Source organism: Arthrobacter sp. SPT-J7, assembly GCF_059089965.1.
This window is the reverse complement of sequence record NZ_JBNHFF010000001.1, coordinates 19,443-37,043: the sequence shown is the minus strand read 5'-3', so window position 1 is coordinate 37,043 and position 17,601 is coordinate 19,443. Positions and strand designations below refer to the sequence as shown.

At 63.5% G+C, this 17,601-nt stretch carries 14 protein-coding genes; 9 read left to right on the top strand and 5 right to left on the bottom strand.

What is annotated here, in order from left to right:
• Positions 1-42 precede the first annotated feature (42 nt).
• From AC5RWX_RS00145 to AC5RWX_RS00135, 3 genes are all read left to right on the top strand, one after another.
• Positions 43-720: a DUF6766 family protein gene (locus tag AC5RWX_RS00145; protein WP_493943867.1), complete on the top strand. Its 678-nt coding sequence runs from the start codon at positions 43-45 to the stop codon at positions 718-720.
• A 134-nt stretch (positions 721-854) separates the two neighbouring features.
• Positions 855-1,940 (top strand): inositol-3-phosphate synthase, encoded by a 1,086-nt coding sequence (locus AC5RWX_RS00140; RefSeq protein ID WP_493940615.1) that lies wholly within the window; start codon positions 855-857, stop codon positions 1,938-1,940.
• Between the two features lie 86 nt (positions 1,941-2,026).
• Complete coding sequence (locus AC5RWX_RS00135; RefSeq protein ID WP_494096766.1) at positions 2,027-3,127, top strand: acyltransferase; 1,101 nt, start codon at positions 2,027-2,029, stop codon at positions 3,125-3,127.
• Positions 3,128-3,225: 98 nt separating this feature from the next.
• On the opposite strand, the gene AC5RWX_RS00130 is transcribed toward AC5RWX_RS00135, so the two are convergent.
• The 5 genes from AC5RWX_RS00130 to AC5RWX_RS00110 all read right to left on the bottom strand — a co-directional run bounded on the left by AC5RWX_RS00130 (position 3,226) and on the right by AC5RWX_RS00110 (position 9,623).
• Entirely contained in the window at positions 3,226-4,914 is a 1,689-nt protein-coding gene (locus AC5RWX_RS00130; RefSeq protein ID WP_494096765.1) for a formate--tetrahydrofolate ligase, read from the bottom strand.
• A gap of 441 nt (positions 4,915-5,355) precedes the next feature.
• Positions 5,356-5,619: a GlsB/YeaQ/YmgE family stress response membrane protein gene (locus AC5RWX_RS00125; protein WP_493940612.1), complete on the bottom strand. Its 264-nt coding sequence runs from the start codon at positions 5,617-5,619 to the stop codon at positions 5,356-5,358.
• Between the two features lie 503 nt (positions 5,620-6,122).
• The gene (locus tag AC5RWX_RS00120; RefSeq protein ID WP_493940611.1) at positions 6,123-6,554 is read right to left on the bottom strand and encodes a hypothetical protein; all 432 of its coding nucleotides are present in this window, start codon (positions 6,552-6,554) and stop codon (positions 6,123-6,125) included.
• Between the two features lie 794 nt (positions 6,555-7,348).
• On the bottom strand, positions 7,349-8,113 hold the full coding sequence (locus AC5RWX_RS00115) for a histidine phosphatase family protein (RefSeq protein ID WP_493940609.1): 765 nt from the start codon (positions 8,111-8,113) through the stop codon (positions 7,349-7,351).
• Between the two features lie 4 nt (positions 8,114-8,117).
• Positions 8,118-9,623, bottom strand: a complete 1,506-nt coding sequence (locus AC5RWX_RS00110; protein ID WP_494096764.1) for a CCA tRNA nucleotidyltransferase — start codon at positions 9,621-9,623, stop codon at positions 8,118-8,120.
• Positions 9,624-9,724: 101 nt separating this feature from the next.
• On the opposite strand from AC5RWX_RS00110, the gene AC5RWX_RS00105 reads away from it, so the two are divergent.
• The 6 genes from AC5RWX_RS00105 to AC5RWX_RS00080 all read left to right on the top strand — a co-directional run bounded on the left by AC5RWX_RS00105 (position 9,725) and on the right by AC5RWX_RS00080 (position 16,283).
• Positions 9,725-10,249, top strand: a complete 525-nt coding sequence (locus AC5RWX_RS00105; protein WP_493940607.1) for an NUDIX hydrolase — start codon at positions 9,725-9,727, stop codon at positions 10,247-10,249.
• Positions 10,250-10,304: 55 nt separating this feature from the next.
• On the top strand, positions 10,305-11,999 hold the full coding sequence (gene murJ, locus AC5RWX_RS00100; RefSeq protein WP_493940606.1) for a murein biosynthesis integral membrane protein MurJ: 1,695 nt from the start codon (positions 10,305-10,307) through the stop codon (positions 11,997-11,999).
• 89 nt (positions 12,000-12,088) lie between these two features.
• Positions 12,089-13,615: an ABC transporter substrate-binding protein gene (locus tag AC5RWX_RS00095; protein WP_494077922.1), complete on the top strand. Its 1,527-nt coding sequence runs from the start codon at positions 12,089-12,091 to the stop codon at positions 13,613-13,615.
• 139 nt (positions 13,616-13,754) lie between these two features.
• On the top strand, positions 13,755-14,738 hold the full coding sequence (gene trxB, locus AC5RWX_RS00090) for a thioredoxin-disulfide reductase (RefSeq protein WP_493940604.1): 984 nt from the start codon (positions 13,755-13,757) through the stop codon (positions 14,736-14,738).
• 26 nt (positions 14,739-14,764) lie between these two features.
• Positions 14,765-15,091 carry a thioredoxin gene (trxA, locus tag AC5RWX_RS00085; RefSeq protein WP_493940603.1) on the top strand — a complete coding sequence of 109 codons (327 nt, stop codon included), beginning with the start codon at positions 14,765-14,767 and terminating at the stop codon, positions 15,089-15,091.
• Positions 15,092-15,095: 4 nt separating this feature from the next.
• Positions 15,096-16,283, top strand: coding sequence for an N-acetylmuramoyl-L-alanine amidase (locus AC5RWX_RS00080; RefSeq protein WP_494077923.1), 1,188 nt, complete (start codon positions 15,096-15,098; stop codon positions 16,281-16,283).
• Positions 16,284-17,601 lie beyond the last annotated feature (1,318 nt).

Sequence of the window (17,601 nt, the reverse complement as noted above, 5' to 3'; positions counted from 1 at the left end):
GGCAGGGCTGGTCTACATGGCCGCGATCGGGGTGTTGGCAAGGTGAAACTCAACCCGCTCATTACCAATGGCCTGAGCACTTTTTTCGCGCTGCTCTTTGGCGCCTCGCTGGTAGGCCAGGCGTTCTCCGGGCTGGCCCTTTTCAATAACGAGCAGGTCGCCTCGGGCCTGGAAACCATTTCCTTCTGGCAGTACGTGACGTCGTCCAGCTTTGCGGTGGACGTATCCGAAAACTGGCAGTCCGAGTATCTGCAGTTCCTGCTGCTGATCTTGCTGAGCATTTGGTTTGTGCAGAAAGGCTCCCCCGAGTCGAAGGAACTGGACAAACGGGGCAAGGAGTCGGACAAGGAACAACTCCTGGGCCGGTTCGCCCGGTCGGATTCACCCACATGGGCCAAGGCAGGCGGCTGGCGCACCAAAGTGTTCTCGAACTCGCTGGGCCTGGTGATGGGTGCCATCTTCGTGGCTTCATGGCTGGTGCAGTCGATCAGCGGTTTCAGCGCCTTCGCCGAGAGCCAGATCGGCAACCTGCAGGATCCGGGCAGCTGGAGTGAATACGTGGGCTCCCCGGAGTTCTGGAACCGGACCCTGCAGAACTGGCAATCCGAATTCCTCGCCGTCTGGTCCATGGTGATCCTCTCCGTCTACCTGCGCCAGCGTGGTTCGCCCGAGTCCAAGCCGGTGGGACAGCCGCACGATTCCACTGGGGTAAGCGGTTAGCCACGGCCCGCCCGGACATGGCGCTGCCGTCTCGGGAATGGTCTGGCCCGGCGTTGTGTTGAAACACGGCGTAGACTGGGTAGGCTGCCCGCCATCGGCGTGGCGGCCAGACAGAAGTGTTTCGAAGGAGAACCGTGGCAGAGAACCCCATCCGGGTAGCGATCGTCGGTGTTGGAAACTGTGCGGCCTCGCTGGTCCAGGGCGTCCACTACTACCGTGGCGCCGACCCGAGCGCAACGATCCCCGGACTCATGCACGTCGCGTTCGGCGCCTATCACGTCGACGACGTGCAGTTCGTCGCGGCGTTTGATGTGGACGGCAAGAAGGTGGGCCTCGACCTGGCCGACGCGATCGGCGCCAGCGAGAACAACACCATCAAGATCGCCGACGTTCCGGCTACCGGCGTCAAGGTACAGCGCGGCCACACGCTGGACGGTCTGGGCAAGTACTACCGCGAGACCATCGTGGAATCCGACGAGGAGCCCGTGGACATGGTAGCGGCTTTGCGTGACGCCAAGGTTGACGTCATGGTCTGCTACCTGCCGGTGGGTTCCGAGCAGGCGGCCAAGTTCTACGCCCAGTGCGCCATTGACGCCGGCGTGGCCTTCGTCAACGCGCTGCCGGTCTTCATCGCCGGCACCCAGGAATGGGCCGACAAGTTCACTGCCGCCGGCGTTCCGATTGTCGGCGACGACATCAAGAGCCAGATCGGGGCCACCATCACCCACCGCGTGATGGCCAAGCTGTTCGAAGACCGCGGCGTGGTCCTGGACCGGACCTACCAGCTCAACGTCGGCGGCAACATGGACTTCAAGAACATGCTCGAGCGCGAGCGCCTGGAGTCCAAGAAGATTTCGAAGACCCAGGCCGTCACCTCGAACACCTCCGCGGTACTCGGCGACGACGACGTCCACATCGGCCCCTCCGACTACGTGTCCTGGCTGGATGACCGCAAGTGGGCGTTCGTTCGGCTGGAGGGCCGCAACTTCGGCGATGCCCCGGTCTCGCTGGAGTACAAGCTGGAAGTCTGGGACTCGCCGAACTCCGCGGGTGTGATCATCGACGCCATCCGTGCGGCCAAGATCGCGCTGGACCGCGGCGTCGGCGGACCGATCCTTTCGGCGTCGAGCTACTTCATGAAGTCCCCGCCGGAACAGTACGACGACGAGACCGCCCGCGAGAAGGTCGAAGCCTTCATCCGCGGCGAGTCTGACAACTAAGACGCATCGGGTAAGGGGCCGGTCCGGCAAGGACCGGCCCCTTACCTTTTGGCGGGGTGGCAACTGCGCCCGGGTAGATTGGGTTTATGGCCGTACCCTCCCCGTCCCCGTCCGGGAACCTTGACGGAGCGGCACCTCGCCCGCGCCGCAACTATGCGCTGGACATCCTGCGCATCATCAGCATTGTCGGAGTGGTGGCCATCCACTCCTTCGGCGAGTTGGCCGGCGACGACGACGCACGCTCGCAGCCCGATTGGCTGCCGGCGGCGATCATCGACATCGCCTTCATCTGGGTGGTTCCGGTCTTTGTCATCATCTCCGGTGCCTTGCTGCTGGCACCGCGTGCGCATGCCGAGGGCGCCAAAGCCTTTTACCGGAAGCGTGCGTTGCGGCTGCTGCCCGCCCTGGTGGTGTGGCATCTGGTCTACATCTTCATTGGCAATTACCTGATCCTGGGCCGCGAACTGTATCCGCGCGAGGTGCTGGTGTCAGTCTTCGGCACCCAGGTGTCTCCTCACCTCTACTTCCTCTGGCTGATCCTGGGCCTGTACCTGGTGGCACCGCCGCTGGCCAGCTACCTGAACCGGATACCGCTGCAGCACGCCGCCGCAGCCACCTGCGCCGTGCTGGTGCTGACCCTGGCGCTGTTCAGCCTGCAGGCGGCCAGCATCCAGTTCGAGTGGGGCTGGAAGTATCCGTGGAACATCTTGACCCAGTGGCTCCCCTATCTGGGCTACTTCATGGCTGGCTGGGTCATCACGCAGCTGCGCGTCCCCCGCGGTGCCGCCATGGCGGCAGGAGGCGCCGCCGTCGTACTTTCCGTGTTCAACATCTGGCACTGGATCAACAAAGATTTTACTCCGTTGCTCAACATCATCACCCAGTCCAGCTATCTGGGGTTGGGCGTGACCACGGCCTCCCTCTGCATCTTTACCGCCACCTACCACCTGCTGGCCGGGTGGCAGCCGGCCAGCTGGCTGGGGCGAACGCTGATCCAGCTATCGAACGCCGCCTTCGGGGTGTTTCTCTGCCACTACCTGTTGCTGACCTGGCTGACGTTCAAGGTCTTCCCCGACCAGGAGCCCACGCTGGCGCTGATAACGCTGAAGTTCTCCATCACCACCATCGGCTCCTTCGCCCTGGCCTTGTTGGCGCAGCGAACTCCGGTGCTGAACCGCGTGTTCTGAACGCAGCACGCCTTCAGAACACGGAACCTTCAACCGAGCCGGGGCCGAGGAACCACCCTGGCGGCTCCTCGGCCCCGGCGGGAGGACCCTTGGTGGCGTTAGAAGAGTCCGGTGATCACGCCGTCGTCGTCCACGTCCATCCGGCCCGCCGCCGGCTCCTTCGGCAGACCCGGCATGGTCATCACGTCGCCCGTCAGCGCCACGATGAAGCCCGCACCGGTCTTGGGGATCAGGTCGCGCACCGTGATGCTGAAACCGCTGGGGGCGCCCAGGACGGAGGGGTCGTCGGTGAAGGAATACTGCGTCTTGGCCATGCAGACCGGCAGTTTGCCCCAGCCGTTCGCTTCGATTTCCGCCAGCCGTTTGCGCGCCGGACTGGTGAATTCCACATGGTCCGCGCCGTAGATTTGCTGGGCGATGGTCTCGATCTTTTTCTCCACTGTCTGGTCCAGGTCGTACAGCGGGGAGAAGGATTGTTGCTGCTGCAGCACCTGCGCCACTTTCTCGGCCAGCGCGTCGCCGCCGGTTCCGCCGCCGCCCTGGGCCCAGACATCGGCCACCGCCGCCTCAACCCCCTTCTGCCGGCACCAGTCCAGCACCCAGTCCAGTTCCTCCGGGCTGTCGGTGGTGAACTTGTTGATGGCCACCACCGGTGTGAGACCGAACTTGGCAGCGTTGTCCACGTGGCGTTCGAGGTTGGCGATGCCGGCCTGAACGGCTTCCAGGTTGGACTCCTTCAGTTGGTCCTTGGGGATGCCGCCATGCATCTTCAGCGCGCGGATGGTGGCCAGCACCACTATCGCCGACGGCGCAAATCCCCCGGCGCGGGCCTTGATGTCCATGAACTTCTCCGCGCCCAAATCCGAACCGAACCCGGCCTCGGTGACCACGACGTCGGCGAGTCTCCGGGCGGTCTGGGTGGCGAGCAGCGAATTGCAGCCGTGGGCGATGTTGGCGAACGGCCCGCCGTGCACGAAGGCGGGCGTGCCGGCGATGGTCTGCACCAGGTTCGGCTTGATCGCGTCCTTGAGCAGCATGGCCAAGGCACCCTGCACGCCCAGGTCAGCCACGGTGACCGGCTGGCGGTCATAGGTGTAGCCAACTGTGATGCGCGACAGGCGGGCCTTCAAGTCGGCCGGGCCGGACGCGAGGCAGAAAACAGCCATCACTTCGGAGGCCACTGTGATGTCGAAGCCCGCTTCACGCGGCACTCCCTGGGTTGGTCCGCCGAGCCCGATCACAACCTGGCGCAACGCCCGGTCGTTCATGTCCAGGACCCGCCGGAACGTCAGCCGCCGCGGGTCGATGCCCAGGGCGTTGCCTTGGTAGATGTGGTTATCTACCAACGCCATCAACGCGTTGTTGGCCGAAGTGATGGCGTGGAAATCCCCGGTGAAGTGCAGGTTGATGTCATCCATCGGGAGCACCTGCGAATAGCCGCCACCGGTCGCCCCGCCCTTCATGCCCAGAATCGGCCCGAGCGAAGGTTCCCGGATGGCCACCATCGTCTTGTGGCCCGCCTTGGACAGGGCATCCGCCAATCCCACCGTCAGGGTCGACTTGCCTTCGCCGGCCGGAGTCGGCGACATCGCCGTCACCAAGACCACCTGGCCGCGGGGTTCCTGGAAGCCCGCACCGAGCTTGGCCGGATCGATCTTTGCCTTGTAACTGCCGTAAAGTTCCAGCGCCTCCGCCGGGATTCCCACCTCCTCGGCAATCTCGGTGATGGGCCGCAAGGTAGCGCGGCGGGCAATCTCCAGATCGGTCAGCGGAGCCGGTTCAGACATCTTCGTCCTTCTTCCCTCGCATGGGTCATCAGGGCAGCATTGCTGCCACAGCCAACGTATCAGCCGCAAACGCCCCCGTCACCGGTTGGGGCTGAAGCAAAAACAGCGTGCGCGGTGCAACGTTTCCGCCCAGTCATGGGATGGCGTGTCCACATGGGCCTGGTTGCTGACTTTCTCCGCCGTTCCCGGACAACGCCGGCCGCACGGCGTGGGGGCCTACAGCACCCGAAAGGCGGAATCTGAGCGCCGGGCGAGAGCGTGTTCGGCCTTCGCTGATCGCTCTTTCGTTCCGCCATTCCTATGTCGGCACTGGAACGAGCACCTCTCCCCGTCGCTCAGATGCCACCAGGCTGTTCTTTCGTCGCTACTCCTCAGCAACACAGAGATGGCCTGCCGCGCAATCGCGCGGCAGGCCATCTGCGTTTTTCGGTGTTGCAGCCGTTAGCGGCGGACCGCCCGGCGACGACCGGACAGGCCCTCGGCCACACCAATCAGGAGCACCGCTGCGATAACCGCGACGATGAATCCAAGAACGTTCAGCTCGAAGATGTCCCCGGTCCCCAGCAGGTTCGCAATGACACCGCCGATAATCGCTCCGACAATGCCCAGCAGCAGCGTGGCCAGGAGCCCCAGGTTCTGCTTGCCGGGCTTGATCAGGCGAGCAAGCGCTCCGATAACTAGTCCAGCGATAATGAAACCGATCATGTTGCCTCCTCAGGTTGCGATGCCTCTACGATAAGCATACTTACCGATCAGAGGCAAAACGTTCCGACCATTGGCTAAACGTTTTATTACCCCCGGCGAGCTCTCGACGCCCGCGGGCGCAACCTGGTGGAGAGGCGCGCATCCCTGCGAAATTGCCGCGGATCCTGGGAATGGCCAGCGGGGATGCTGGTTCTGAAGCCCGGTTGCCCTCCAGCTAAAAAGCGACGACGCTATCCCCGCCACAACCCTTAAGTCGTCCACGCGCCGCACACCGCACGCTTGGACGCATGTGCCGTTTGCAGAGCGCTCGTTGCTCCCGCACGAATGCCCTCGCCGGAGCGGAGTTGTGGCTGTGGCTGCCAGCTTAAAGGCGGAAGCCCGCGCCGGGCAGCAACCCGGGCGCGGGCCTCAGCTACATCGGGTCCAATGCGCTTCATCGGATCCTCCTCGCGAGAGTGTCCCCTACAGGACGGCGTATTCAATTGCACTTGCTGGGCGAAACTTCAGCGAATGAGCTGCTGGTGCGACAGCAAATCGTCGCGCACTTGTTCCAAGCGCTGATCATCAACACGCACGTTCTGTATTCGTTTCCAGAGCGAGACACTCTGGCGGAGCTTGCGGATCATGGCATTCACCTCCTGCCTGTCCAGGAAATTCGGCATCGCCGCAACTGCGACTTGTTCGGGCGCCGGCCAGGCCGTGCTGCCAGCGTCGGAGCCGGCGGCGGCGGAGTCGATACCTTCGGCAACGCTGCCGCCGGGACCGGCCGCAGCATCAAGGTCGCGCAAGCTTCCGGCGCTGATCAGCTGGCCGTGGCCGCGCCGCCCCTCATCGGACAGGCACGCAACGGACTGGCGCACATCGGAGGGACGCGGTTCGGAGGGACGGAGGGATCGTTCGGGTGCAGGCGACATGGCTGCATCCAGCGGTTTCATGAGGGATTCCTCTCGGGGACGGGCGGGAATTCGGTCAAAAAGTATGGCGGATTCCACGGCGATTTCGGCTGCCGGTAGGGAGCCCCTGGCGGTGGTTGAAGAACCGAGAGAGGCGCCCGGAAGGGCAGAGGGAAATGCGGTACGAGTGCTCATAGCGAAGTCATCAAACAGAAGGTGAGGCCTCCGCGCGGGAGAGCTAGAGAAATGCGGTGACTGAGGAAATGCGGTTCAAGAAGCGAACCAGCTCAATCAGCGACGTTCTAATGCGCAGAAATGGCGGAGGCGGGTCGTCGGAGCGCGGCGAAGGAGTTAAACACTCCGCCCGGCGTCTTGGTCATAATCACAGATCCCACCTCCCTTTCTTAATAGCGCCAATAGAAACCCGTCCAGATCCAACTCTCATGATTGAGAAAGTTCAATCGGACGTGTTTAACCTACCCGACGACTGCTGCTTCTGCCTAGCCGGTTCCAAAAACTTGTTGCGCTTTTCCTCTTTTCACCGGCGTGTCCGCGGCAACACGCCGCAGCACGACGATGCACGACGGCGCACGCTCGGCCTGGGCCTTCCCAAGACAGTCAACGGCGCGGAAGGCCCGCAGCTCATCGAGTGGAGAATAGTTGCGGCTCTCACCGGCGTGTCGCAGCATCTATCCTCCAGCCGATTGTCACCACGTTCCCGGTGCGGCTGCGCATGCTGACCGTGCACCGGCAGGAGGCGGAAGCGGACCCCGTGTGCGTCGAGCCTGACCGCAAACGAGGGTAATGACTACCCCAACCCCGGTTAGCTTCGGTGGCTAGAGGTTCCAGCCGGCTATCGCAGGTGTCTTCTTGTCCCAGCCCAACCGGCAGACGGCAGCGGTCTCCAGAACGAAATGCCGGCCCTCGACCGGATCCATTCCGAGCCACCGGGCGGCTAGTACGCGGAGGAAGTGTCCATGCGCCACCAGCAGCACCTGCCGCGGTCCGGATCCCCCGGACGACGGCGGACCGGAAGCCGGCGGTCCACCCGCCGGTTCGGACGGGAACGCACCGGAGGCCGGCGGTCGGGCTCCCGCCGTTTCAAACGACAACGGACCGGAAGCCGACGGGCGGCCAGCGGAAGCACCAGCAGAAGCACCGCCGGAAATCCCGCCGCTGGAAGCCGCGCCGTCGCCGCCGTCGAGCACCTTCGCGATCACGTAATCGGCCCGGTCGGCCACCTGTTGCAGCGACTCGCCGCCGCGGACGCCGTGGGTCCAAATCAGATAGGAGGGGTCTATGGCCCGGATTGCGGCGCTTTGCAGCCCTTCATAGTCGCCGTAGTCCCACTCGTGCGCTTCCGGCACGACTTCCGCTTGCGGATAACCGGCCAGTTCGGCGGTCCGGCGCGCACGGAGCAACGGGGACGTCAGCACGGTGCGGAAACGAACCCCTGCCAGCTTCGCAGCGGCGTCGCGGGCCTGTTGAACGCCGGCCGGCGTGAGCTCCAGATCGGTCAGCCCGGTGTAGCGGTGATCCCGCGACCACTCGGTTTCGCCGTGGCGCATCAGCCACAGCACCGGGAAGTCGTGCGGACCCATTAGGTCACCGATCCTGGTCTCCGCGCGGCGGCGGTGCGCCTTGCTCGCCCACCGTGACGAATTCCGGCTGCTCCCGCCACCAGGCCATCAGCTTCGCCTCTGCCTCTTCCGGCGCCGCCGGTCCGTTTTCCAGCCGTTCTTCCAACAAGAACCTGTAGGCCCGGCCGACCAACGGCCCGGGCTTGATTCCCAGCAGCGCCATGATGCGGGCGCCGTCCAGGTCCGGCCTCACGGCATCAAGCTGCTCCTGCTCCTGCAGGGTGGCGATCCGCTGCTCCAGGTCGTCATAAGCAAAGGCAAGCTGCTCCGCCTTGCGCTTGTTCCGCGTGGTGACATCGGAGCGGGTCAGCCGGTGCAGGCGTTCCAGCAGCGGCCCGGCGTCGTTGACGTAGCGGCGGACGGCCGAATCCGTCCAGCCCGCCTCGCCGTACCCGTAGAAACGCATGTGCAGTTCCACCAGCCGCGACACCGCCTTAATGGTGTCATTGTCGAAGCGCAGCTTCTTCATCCGCTTGGCGGTGAGTTTGGAGCCCACCATGTCGTGGTGGCGGAAGCTGACCGCGCCGGACGGTTCGAACCGGCGGGTAGCCGGCTTCCCGACGTCGTGCATCAGGGCGGCGAACCGCAGGACGAAGTCCGGACCCGGCAGCGCGCCGTCGTCGTCCGTCTCCAGGTTGCAGGCCTGCTCCAGCACGGTGAGCGAGTGCTGGTAGACGTCCTTGTGCCGGTGGTGCTCATCGATCTCCAGCCGCAGCGCGGCAACTTCCGGCAGAACATGGTCGGCCAGCCCGGTGTCCACCAACAGGTCCACACCGGTGCGCGGGTCTTTGCCGTTGATCAGCTTGATCAGTTCGTCGCGGACGCGTTCGGCGGAAATGATTTCGATCCGGCCGGCCATATCCTTCATCGCCGCCGAGACCTCGGGCGCCACCGTGACCCCCAGCTGCGAGGCGAACCGCGCTGCGCGCATCATCCGCAGGGGATCATCGGAGAACGACGACGACGGCGCGCCCGGGGTGCGCAGCAGTCCGGCGTGCAGATCCTTCACGCCGCCATACGGGTCCACCAGTTCCAACGAAGGCAGCCGCAGCGCCATGGCGTTCATGGTGAAGTCGCGGCGGAACAGGTCGTCCTCCAGGGACGTTCCGAACGCCACCACGGGCTTGCGGGAATCCGGGTCGTAGGCCTCCGCCCGGTACGTGGTCACCTCGATCATGTGCTGGCCCTTGCGCATGCCGATGGTGCCGAATTCGCGGCCGATCTCCCAGAACGTGTCCGCCCATTTTTTGACGACGGCGATGGTGGCGTCCGGATCCGCATCAGTGGTGAAATCGAGGTCCGGGGAGATCCGGCCCAAGAACAGATCGCGCACCGGTCCGCCGACCAGCGAGAGCTCGTGGCCCGCGTCCGCAAAGAGCTCTCCCAGTTCGATCACTACGGCCGGCAACGGCAGGGACGGGGCGTTGGAGCCGGATGCGGAAGGGAACTGCGAACCAAAAAGGTGAACCATAGTGACTTAAGCGTGCCAGATGCCGGGCACGATGTTTAACAATGTCCGGCGGCTCGGCGTCGAGATCCTCGGGTCCTGACAAAAATCGTTAGAGTGGACGCATGGCACACCCGGTTCCGAGCGCCCCGAAGCGCACTCCGCTGACAGCGTCAGTGGGCAGTGCCGCGCCCGGACACCATTCCCTGCCGACAGTGGAGGAAATCTCGGCCGGCGGCGTCGTGGTGGATACCTCCACCAGCGACCTGAACGTGGCAATCATCGCCCGCTTCAACCGCGGCGGCCGGCTCGAGTGGTGCCTGCCCAAGGGACACCCCGAAGGCCGGGAAACCAATGAAGAGGCCGCCGTCCGCGAAGTTGAGGAAGAAACGGGAATCAAGGGACGCGTGCTGGCCACGCTCGGCAGCATCGACTACTGGTTCACCGTCAGCGGGCACCGCGTCCACAAGACCGTGCACCACTTCCTGCTCGAAGCCACCGGCGGTCTGCTCACCATCGAGAATGACCCGGACCATGAGGCAGTCGACGTCGCGTGGGTGCCGTTGGCGGATCTGGGCCGGAAGCTTTCCTTCCCGAACGAGCGGCGGATCGTTGACCTGGCCCGCGAAGTCCTGCCCGGCCACCTCTGAGCCGCAGCCCGGGAGCGGCCCTTCGGCCGGTCTTCAGGTGAGAACATAGAGGACGATGTCCGAGACCAAGCTCCCCGCCCAAGAACCCGCGCAGCACAGCACGGCTAAGTCCAGTGCCATCATGGCGGCCGGCACCATGGTGTCCCGGATCCTGGGCTTCGTCCGGACCGCCTTGCTCGCGGTCGCCATCGGTGCCAACACGACGATGGGCGACATCTTCGAGAAGGCCAACACCATCCCGAACATCATCTACCTGCTGCTGGCGGGCGGGGTGTTCAATGTGGTGCTGGTACCGCAGATCATCAAAGCCAGCAGGAAGAGCGACGGCGGCTCCGACTTTGTCAGCCGGTTGCTGAGCCTGACGCTGCTGGTGCTGGCCGGCATTGCGCTGCTGGCGACGCTCCTTGCCGGACCGATTATTTCCGTCCTGACCCGGGGTTGGACACCGGTCATGCTGGAACTGGGCACTGTGTTCGCCATTTGGTGCCTGCCCCAGATTTTCTTCTACGGCCTGTACGCAGTGGTGGGCCAGGTGCTCAACGCTCACGGGCGCTTCGGCTGGTACATGTGGGCTCCTGCCCTGAACAACGTGGTGGCCATCGGCACCCTGGGACTGTACATCGCACTGTATGGCCGCTATCTGCCCGGCAGGGGCGATCCCGAGCTGTGGACCGGCGCGCAGACGGTGGTGCTGGCCGGCGGCACCACCCTGGGCATCGTGTTGCAGGCCCTCCTGCTGCTGTGGCCGCTGGGCCGGCTCGGGCTGGGCCTCAAGCTCAAGCTCGGCTGGCGCGGCATGGGCTTCGCGGCCATCGGAAAAGTCGCGCTGTGGAGCCTGGCCACCATGGTCATCGCCAACACCGCTTACCTCTTCTACGGGACCATCGCCTCCGGCGCCACCGCTGCGCGTGCCGAACTGGCTGGATCCGGCGCCTCGATCCCCGGCGAGTATGCGCTGAACACTGCCCAGCTGATTGCCATGCTGCCTCACTCGGTCTTCGTCCTCTCGGTGGCCACAGTGCTGTTCAACCGACTGTCGCACCAACAATCGGCCGGCGCTTTGGAGGACGTGCGCCAGACGGTGAATTCGGGCCTGCGCACCATCGGCGTCGCCAGCGTTTTTGGCGCAGCCGCCGTGGTGGTGCTGGCCGGACCGCTGGCCCGGCTGTTCGCCGGATCCGGACCCACCGCTGCGGCCTCTGCCGCGTCGATGGGCCAGGTCCTCACCATTCTGGCCGCCGGCATGCCGTTCATGAGCATCTACTTCTTCCTGGGACGCGTGTTCTATGCGGAGGAAGACGCCAGGACGCCGCTGATCATGCAGGCCATCTGTTCCGGTGCTTCGGTGGTGCTGGCCGTACTGATCGCTTGGCTGGTGGACCCCACCATGGTGGTCTACGCGTTGGCCTTGCTGTTTGCGGTCTTCCACGTGGTCTCGGCGGTGCTGGCGCACCACTTTGCCCGACGCCGGCTGGGAGACTACGGCGCAGGGCGCGTCGTGGATACCTACATTCGCCTCGGCTACTCGGCCTTGGGCTCCGGCCTGGTCGGGGCGGCAGTGCTGTGGCTGTTTGGGGGTTACGCTCCTGGCGGATTCGCTTGGCAGTCCATCATTACGGCCATGGTGACCATCGCCGTCGTCGGACTGGTGATGGCGGCGGTTTACCTGCTGCTGCTGCGTGCCATGCGTGTCCAAGAGTTGAATGATTTCCTGGCGCCCATCCTGAAACGGCTGCCCGGACGCGCCTGACAGAAACGGGAATCGGCGCCGGCACCGGCTAGCATGGAAATCAAATTATCTAGTCAGGGGCGCCAGTCCAGGACAGCCGGGAGGAACTAGTGCCGCAGCCAGTTGATGTGGGCATGCTGCTTGGTGGCCGTTATAAGGTCACAGCCCAAGTGCTTGCCTCTGCCGAACACGATCTGGTCCTCGACGGTGTGGACCAGGTACTTAACCGGCCCGTCAGCATTCTGGTGTCGGCACCGGAAAATGCCAGCCAGGTAGCCATGAGCGCCCGCGAAATCGCCACCGGCGAGCGTGCCAGCAACGTTCAGATACTGGACCTTGGCAATGCCGATGGGTTCACGTATCTAGTCACCAACGAGGCGCAGGCCGCCGACCTGCTGGACTTGGTCATTCAGCGGGACGGCCCGTATGTGGAGCCCTTCTTTACGGACACTCTCGGTTCCGAGATCTTCGGCCAGGTGCGCTCCACGGAACCGGAGCCGTACGAGGACGAGTACGAGTACGAGGAATACGACGACGAGCCCCGGCAGAGCCTGCGCGACCGCCTGAACAAACTCGACTTGCCCAAGCTGGGAAAGAACGCGTTGGAAGGGACCACCAAAGCCCGGTTCGGCCGCCAGCCGGAAGGCGTGGCCTCTGGTGCTGGATCCGCTGCCGGAGCCGCCGCCGCTGCTGCCTCTGCCGGTGCGCACGTTCCGCCGCCGCCGTCAGCGCCTCCCGCTCCTGCGTCCGCAAGCCCGGCGACAACGCCTGTCTCGCGGCAGGTTCCGGCCTCCCGGCCGGCAGCCGCCCCGCCCCCGGCCGAAAGGCCCAAGGTCAGCTTGTGGTCGGAGGACGACGCAGACCGGCCCGAGGTCCGATCGGCCGCCATGTTCCCAGCGGCAGCCCGCACGAGCAACGAACCCGACACCAACGACTACGAGTACGACGAATACGACGACGAGGAACGCAACAGCCCGCGGTCCTCCAAGTTGTTGGTCGGCGGATTGCTGGCCGTCTTGTTGGTGGTCGCTATCGTCGTGGCCGTCAGCCAGTTGAACCTTTTCCGCGGCGGCCCGGTGGCCGATGGATCGGCGGCCGGAAATGAAACGGCCACCGCATCCACCCCGGCGCAAACCGATGCCGAAGAAGAATCTGCCCCCGCCGCTGAAGTAGTCAAGCCGGTCATCGCCGATCTCACCCGCCAGGTCCCGGACATGCCGGACCTCGACGCGGAGAACGACGGCAAGCTCTCCGAAGCCGTCGACGGCAACCCCGCCACCTACTGGGCCAGCTTCCAGTACGTGTCGGACACGTTCGGTGGCTATGCCGGAAACATGGCGCTGGTCGTCGAGCTGAAGGAACCGTCAAGCATCAGCTCCGTGGTGCTGACACAACTGGGCGGTACCGGCGGAAACTTCTCCGTGCTCTTGAATGACGGGCCGACCCTGGACGGCGCCAATCAGGTCGCCCAGGGCAGTTTTACCGCACAGAAAACCACCATTCCGGTTCCTGAACAGGACGGAGCTGCCCCCAAGGCTCAGTACGTGCTGATCAACTTCACTCAGTTGCCCAGACTCTCCAACCCCATGGGAGGCCCGCCTTACGGCATCCGGATGGCAGAGATCGAGGTCTCCTAGCCGCTGAGGGTAGGTCCGTGCCGCCCTGGCACGGAATAAGCCGGCGCAGCGCGCCGTTGAGAGAAGTGATGGCCTTGCTGCCCGCTCAAGGCGGCCGGGCTAGGCTTACGTCAATACCAGAGGAAGAGGTTCGCAGGCAGTGAGCACAGAAACCACACCGTCCGTCCGCGACGTCATCATTGTTGGGTCCGGTCCGGCCGGCTACACGGCAGCTGTCTACACCGCGCGAGCCAACCTCAAACCACTGCTCATCGCCAGCTCTGTTGAGGCAGGCGGAGAGCTGATGAACACCACCGACGTTGAAAATTACCCGGGCTTCCCCGGTGGAATCCTGGGCCCTGAGCTCATGGAGAACTTCCAGAAGCAGGCCGAGCGGTTCGGCACCGAGATTCTGTTCGAAGACGTCACCAGCCTCGAGCTGGAAGGTGACGTCAAGAAGGTCACCATTGGTTCCGGTGAAACCTTTTTGGCACGTTCGGTCATTATTTCCACCGGCTCTGCCTACCGTGAGCTCGGCCTTCCGGACGAAAAGCGCCTCGCCGGACACGGCGTCAGCTGGTGTGCAACCTGCGACGGTTTCTTCTTCAAGGGCCAGGACATCGCGGTGATCGGCGGAGGCGACTCTGCCATGGAGGAAGCCCTCTTCCTCACTAAGTTCGCGGACTCTGTCACGGTTGTACACCGCCGCGATACCCTGCGTGCCTCAAAGATCATGCAGGAACGTGCTTTGGCGCACGAAAAGATCAAGTTCGTGTGGAACTCGGAGGTCGTCGGCCTGGAAGGTGAGAACAAGGTCACCGCGCTGAAGCTCAAAAACACGGTCGATGGTTCGGAGACGGTGCTGCCTGTGACCGGTGTTTTTGTCGCCATTGGCAATGATCCCCGGGTTTCCCTCGTCCAAGGCCAGTTGGAACTGACGCCCGAGGGCACCATCGCGGTTCAGGGACGGTCCTCCAGGACGTCGCTGCCTGGTGTGTTCGCCGCCGGGGACGTCATCGACCCCACCTACCGCCAAGCAATCACGGCGTCGGGAAGCGGCTGCGCCGCCGCCATCGACGTGGAACACTACCTGGCCGACCTCGCTAGCAGCCAGGCCGGCATCGCTGAGCCCGCAACCGTCTGAGACCGGTTCGAGAAAGAGAGAACAGCATGAGCAACGCAAAAGATGTCACCGACGCTACTTTCGAAGCGGATGTCCTGAAGTCCACCAAGCCCGTAATCGTTGACTTCTGGGCAGAGTGGTGCGGCCCTTGCCGCATGCTCTCGCCGATCCTCGATGACATCGCTGCCGAACACTCCGGCAAGGTAGACGTAGTCAAGCTCAACGTAGATGACAATCCTGCCACCGCCGCGCAGTACGGCATCACCTCCATCCCTGCCGTCTACGTTTTCAAGGACGGAGTAGTTGCAGCGACCTCTATCGGCGCGAAGCCTAAGCAGGTCATTGAGCAGGAATTTGCTGAGTTCCTCAACTAACAAGATGGAAAACGACGCGGCAGACCAGAGTCTGCGCCGTTCAGACATCAGTCGGCGCGTAGTAGCCCTTCGGGAAGGGCTGCTACGCGCTGGTGTTTCTATGGCGTACCTTGCTCCGGATCAGGTAAACAACCCCATGGTGTTTGATGACCATGTGGATGCTGCGGTGCGCACCTTCCAACAGGACCGGGGATTAAAGGTCGACGGCATCGCAGGCCCGGAGACGGAAGGAGCTCTGGCCGAGGCCCAGTTCAAACTGGGGTCACGTCAACTTGCCTACACCGTCGACGGTTCGGCGCTTCGTGGCGACGACGTGACCGAGCTGCAACGTCAGCTGTCTTTTCTGGGCTTTTACTACGGCCACATTGATGGCGAGTACGGAAAACGTACCTACCTGGCCGTCCGTGAACTCCAATTGAACTTAGGGCTCGAAGCCTCCGGTGTCGCGGATGCCCAACTGATCGCGTCGATGGAGCGCATCAACCGGACTATCAGTCCCAGTCAGGCCTTTTCGCTGCGTGACTACGAACGCCTTAGCCAGGCATCTGCAACCCTGCGCGGCCGCACTATCGCCATAGCACCCGGATCCGGCGTCGACGCACAACCAGGAATCGTCGACACGTCCTCGGGTGAGCCGCTCACTGAGAAGCTCGTCGCCGGGGATGTGTCCAACCGATTGGGGAAGATCCTCACCGAGCTGGGTGCGCGCGTTGAGATCATTGAACAGGTGCCCGTGGAGGGAAGCGACCACCGCGCCGAAGCCATCAAGGCCGCTTCGCCAAGCCTGAGCATTGCTATCCACTGTGATTGGCTGCCTCAACAAGCTGCCAATGGTGTGAGCGCCTTCTTCTGGGGCCGGCCGGAATCTGCCGAGGTGCGCTCACCCATCGGTCATCGTGCTGCAGAACTGATTTTGAAGGAAGTGGTAGCCCGGACGGGTTCCACGTCGCTGGGTCTTCATGGCCGCAGCTGGGACATCTTGCGACTCCCCAGCACTCCGTCTGTTCAGCTGGATATCGGTTATTTGAGCAGTCAGCTCGATTCATCTCGACTTGCCGATCCGATTTACCGCCAAGTCCTGGCCGATGCCATCGTCATAGCGATTCAGCGCCTCTACCTTTTAGAAGAGGACGACGAGCCTACCGGGACCCTTGCCCTCGACGACGTACTTCGCTTCAATCCCCCGTCGTAGACACGTTTCCGGCTCTGTTTCACGTGAAACAGAGCGGGAAACACCCTTAGTGACCCTCCCCTGACCGTTGTTACATGAAGGGCCGTTTGCTGAAGCATCTTGAATGACACAAGTCGTCGCAGCGTGCTCGCGCCCGACCGACGCCAAGTGGCTCGGTACCCACCAAAAACTAGCTGGACGTGGCATCTGAGCAAAAGCAGACCAGTCAGCGTGGGTCAGTGATCGCAACATATTGGCATAGCGCCCCATGAGCGCATAGCAGTGAAAGCGTGCGCGTTGACCCAACAAGGATTCCTGTGTGACGACTATCGGAGAATCCTGTGAGAGTGCCTGTGTAGCGGCGGGTCAGCTGGGTCGGTACCCGCCGGCCCGGCATTGTGGGTCATGGACATTTCGATGAGCGCACTTCGAGCAGTCATGAAAACCGCTGCCCGCCGGCTTGCTCGGGCTTACCGAGCCGCCAAGAAGACGGCTTTGGATGAGCTGCGCGCGCAGATTGGATGGCTCCGGCATCATCCACGCAAGGCTTTGCCGCAGCCACTCGTACTCTAACCGGCCAAGTCCCGTCCGTGGTCCGGCCGCCGCTCCACGGCAAACCGATAATAGGGGCGCTGCGGTTTTGCTGGACCGTCCAGGGCGCGCCGTGCGGACTGCTGCTCGGGCGGCGTTACCTGATCTGGTTCCGAGGTTGCGCCGGTTGAAGGAACTGCAGGTCAACGATGCGACAGAGGTACTGCTGGCCTTGCGACCCTCGGCCGCCGGCTGAAGGCGAACGAGCGAACCTGCAGCCGCGGGGACGTACTCATCCCAAGTCCGAGGCGCTACTGAAGGACTCGATCCCAATGCGGACCTGGGCCGGGTGGAACGAAGCGAAGGCTCCGTGGAGATAGACCTGGTGGGCTACGTAGGCGGCAACTCCCCGTGCGAGTTTTGTGCCTCCCTTGGCACCGCTTGACATCCCGAGCGGTAAGCCGAGACCGGTTTCGGTGAAGAACAGGCCCAGAAGTGGGTTTCGCCGCGTTGTAAACCACCGCCGCGAAGTTCACGTTCCCGATCCTGGGGATCAACTCGGACATCGGTTCCGAGTTCATCAACTGGGAGCTTTCCGCTGGAACGAACGGGAGGAACTGACGTTCACCAAGAATATCCTTCCGGAAACAAGAAGGACGGGGCACACGTGGAACAGATGAATTGGACAGTCGGATACCACCGCTATGACACCCGGCCGATCTGGAGTTTCTGAACAAGATCCGGGAACTGGGTGCGTTCGTTTACGAAGCACTTCGCTCCCCATCACAAGCACATCGAGAGGGAAAAA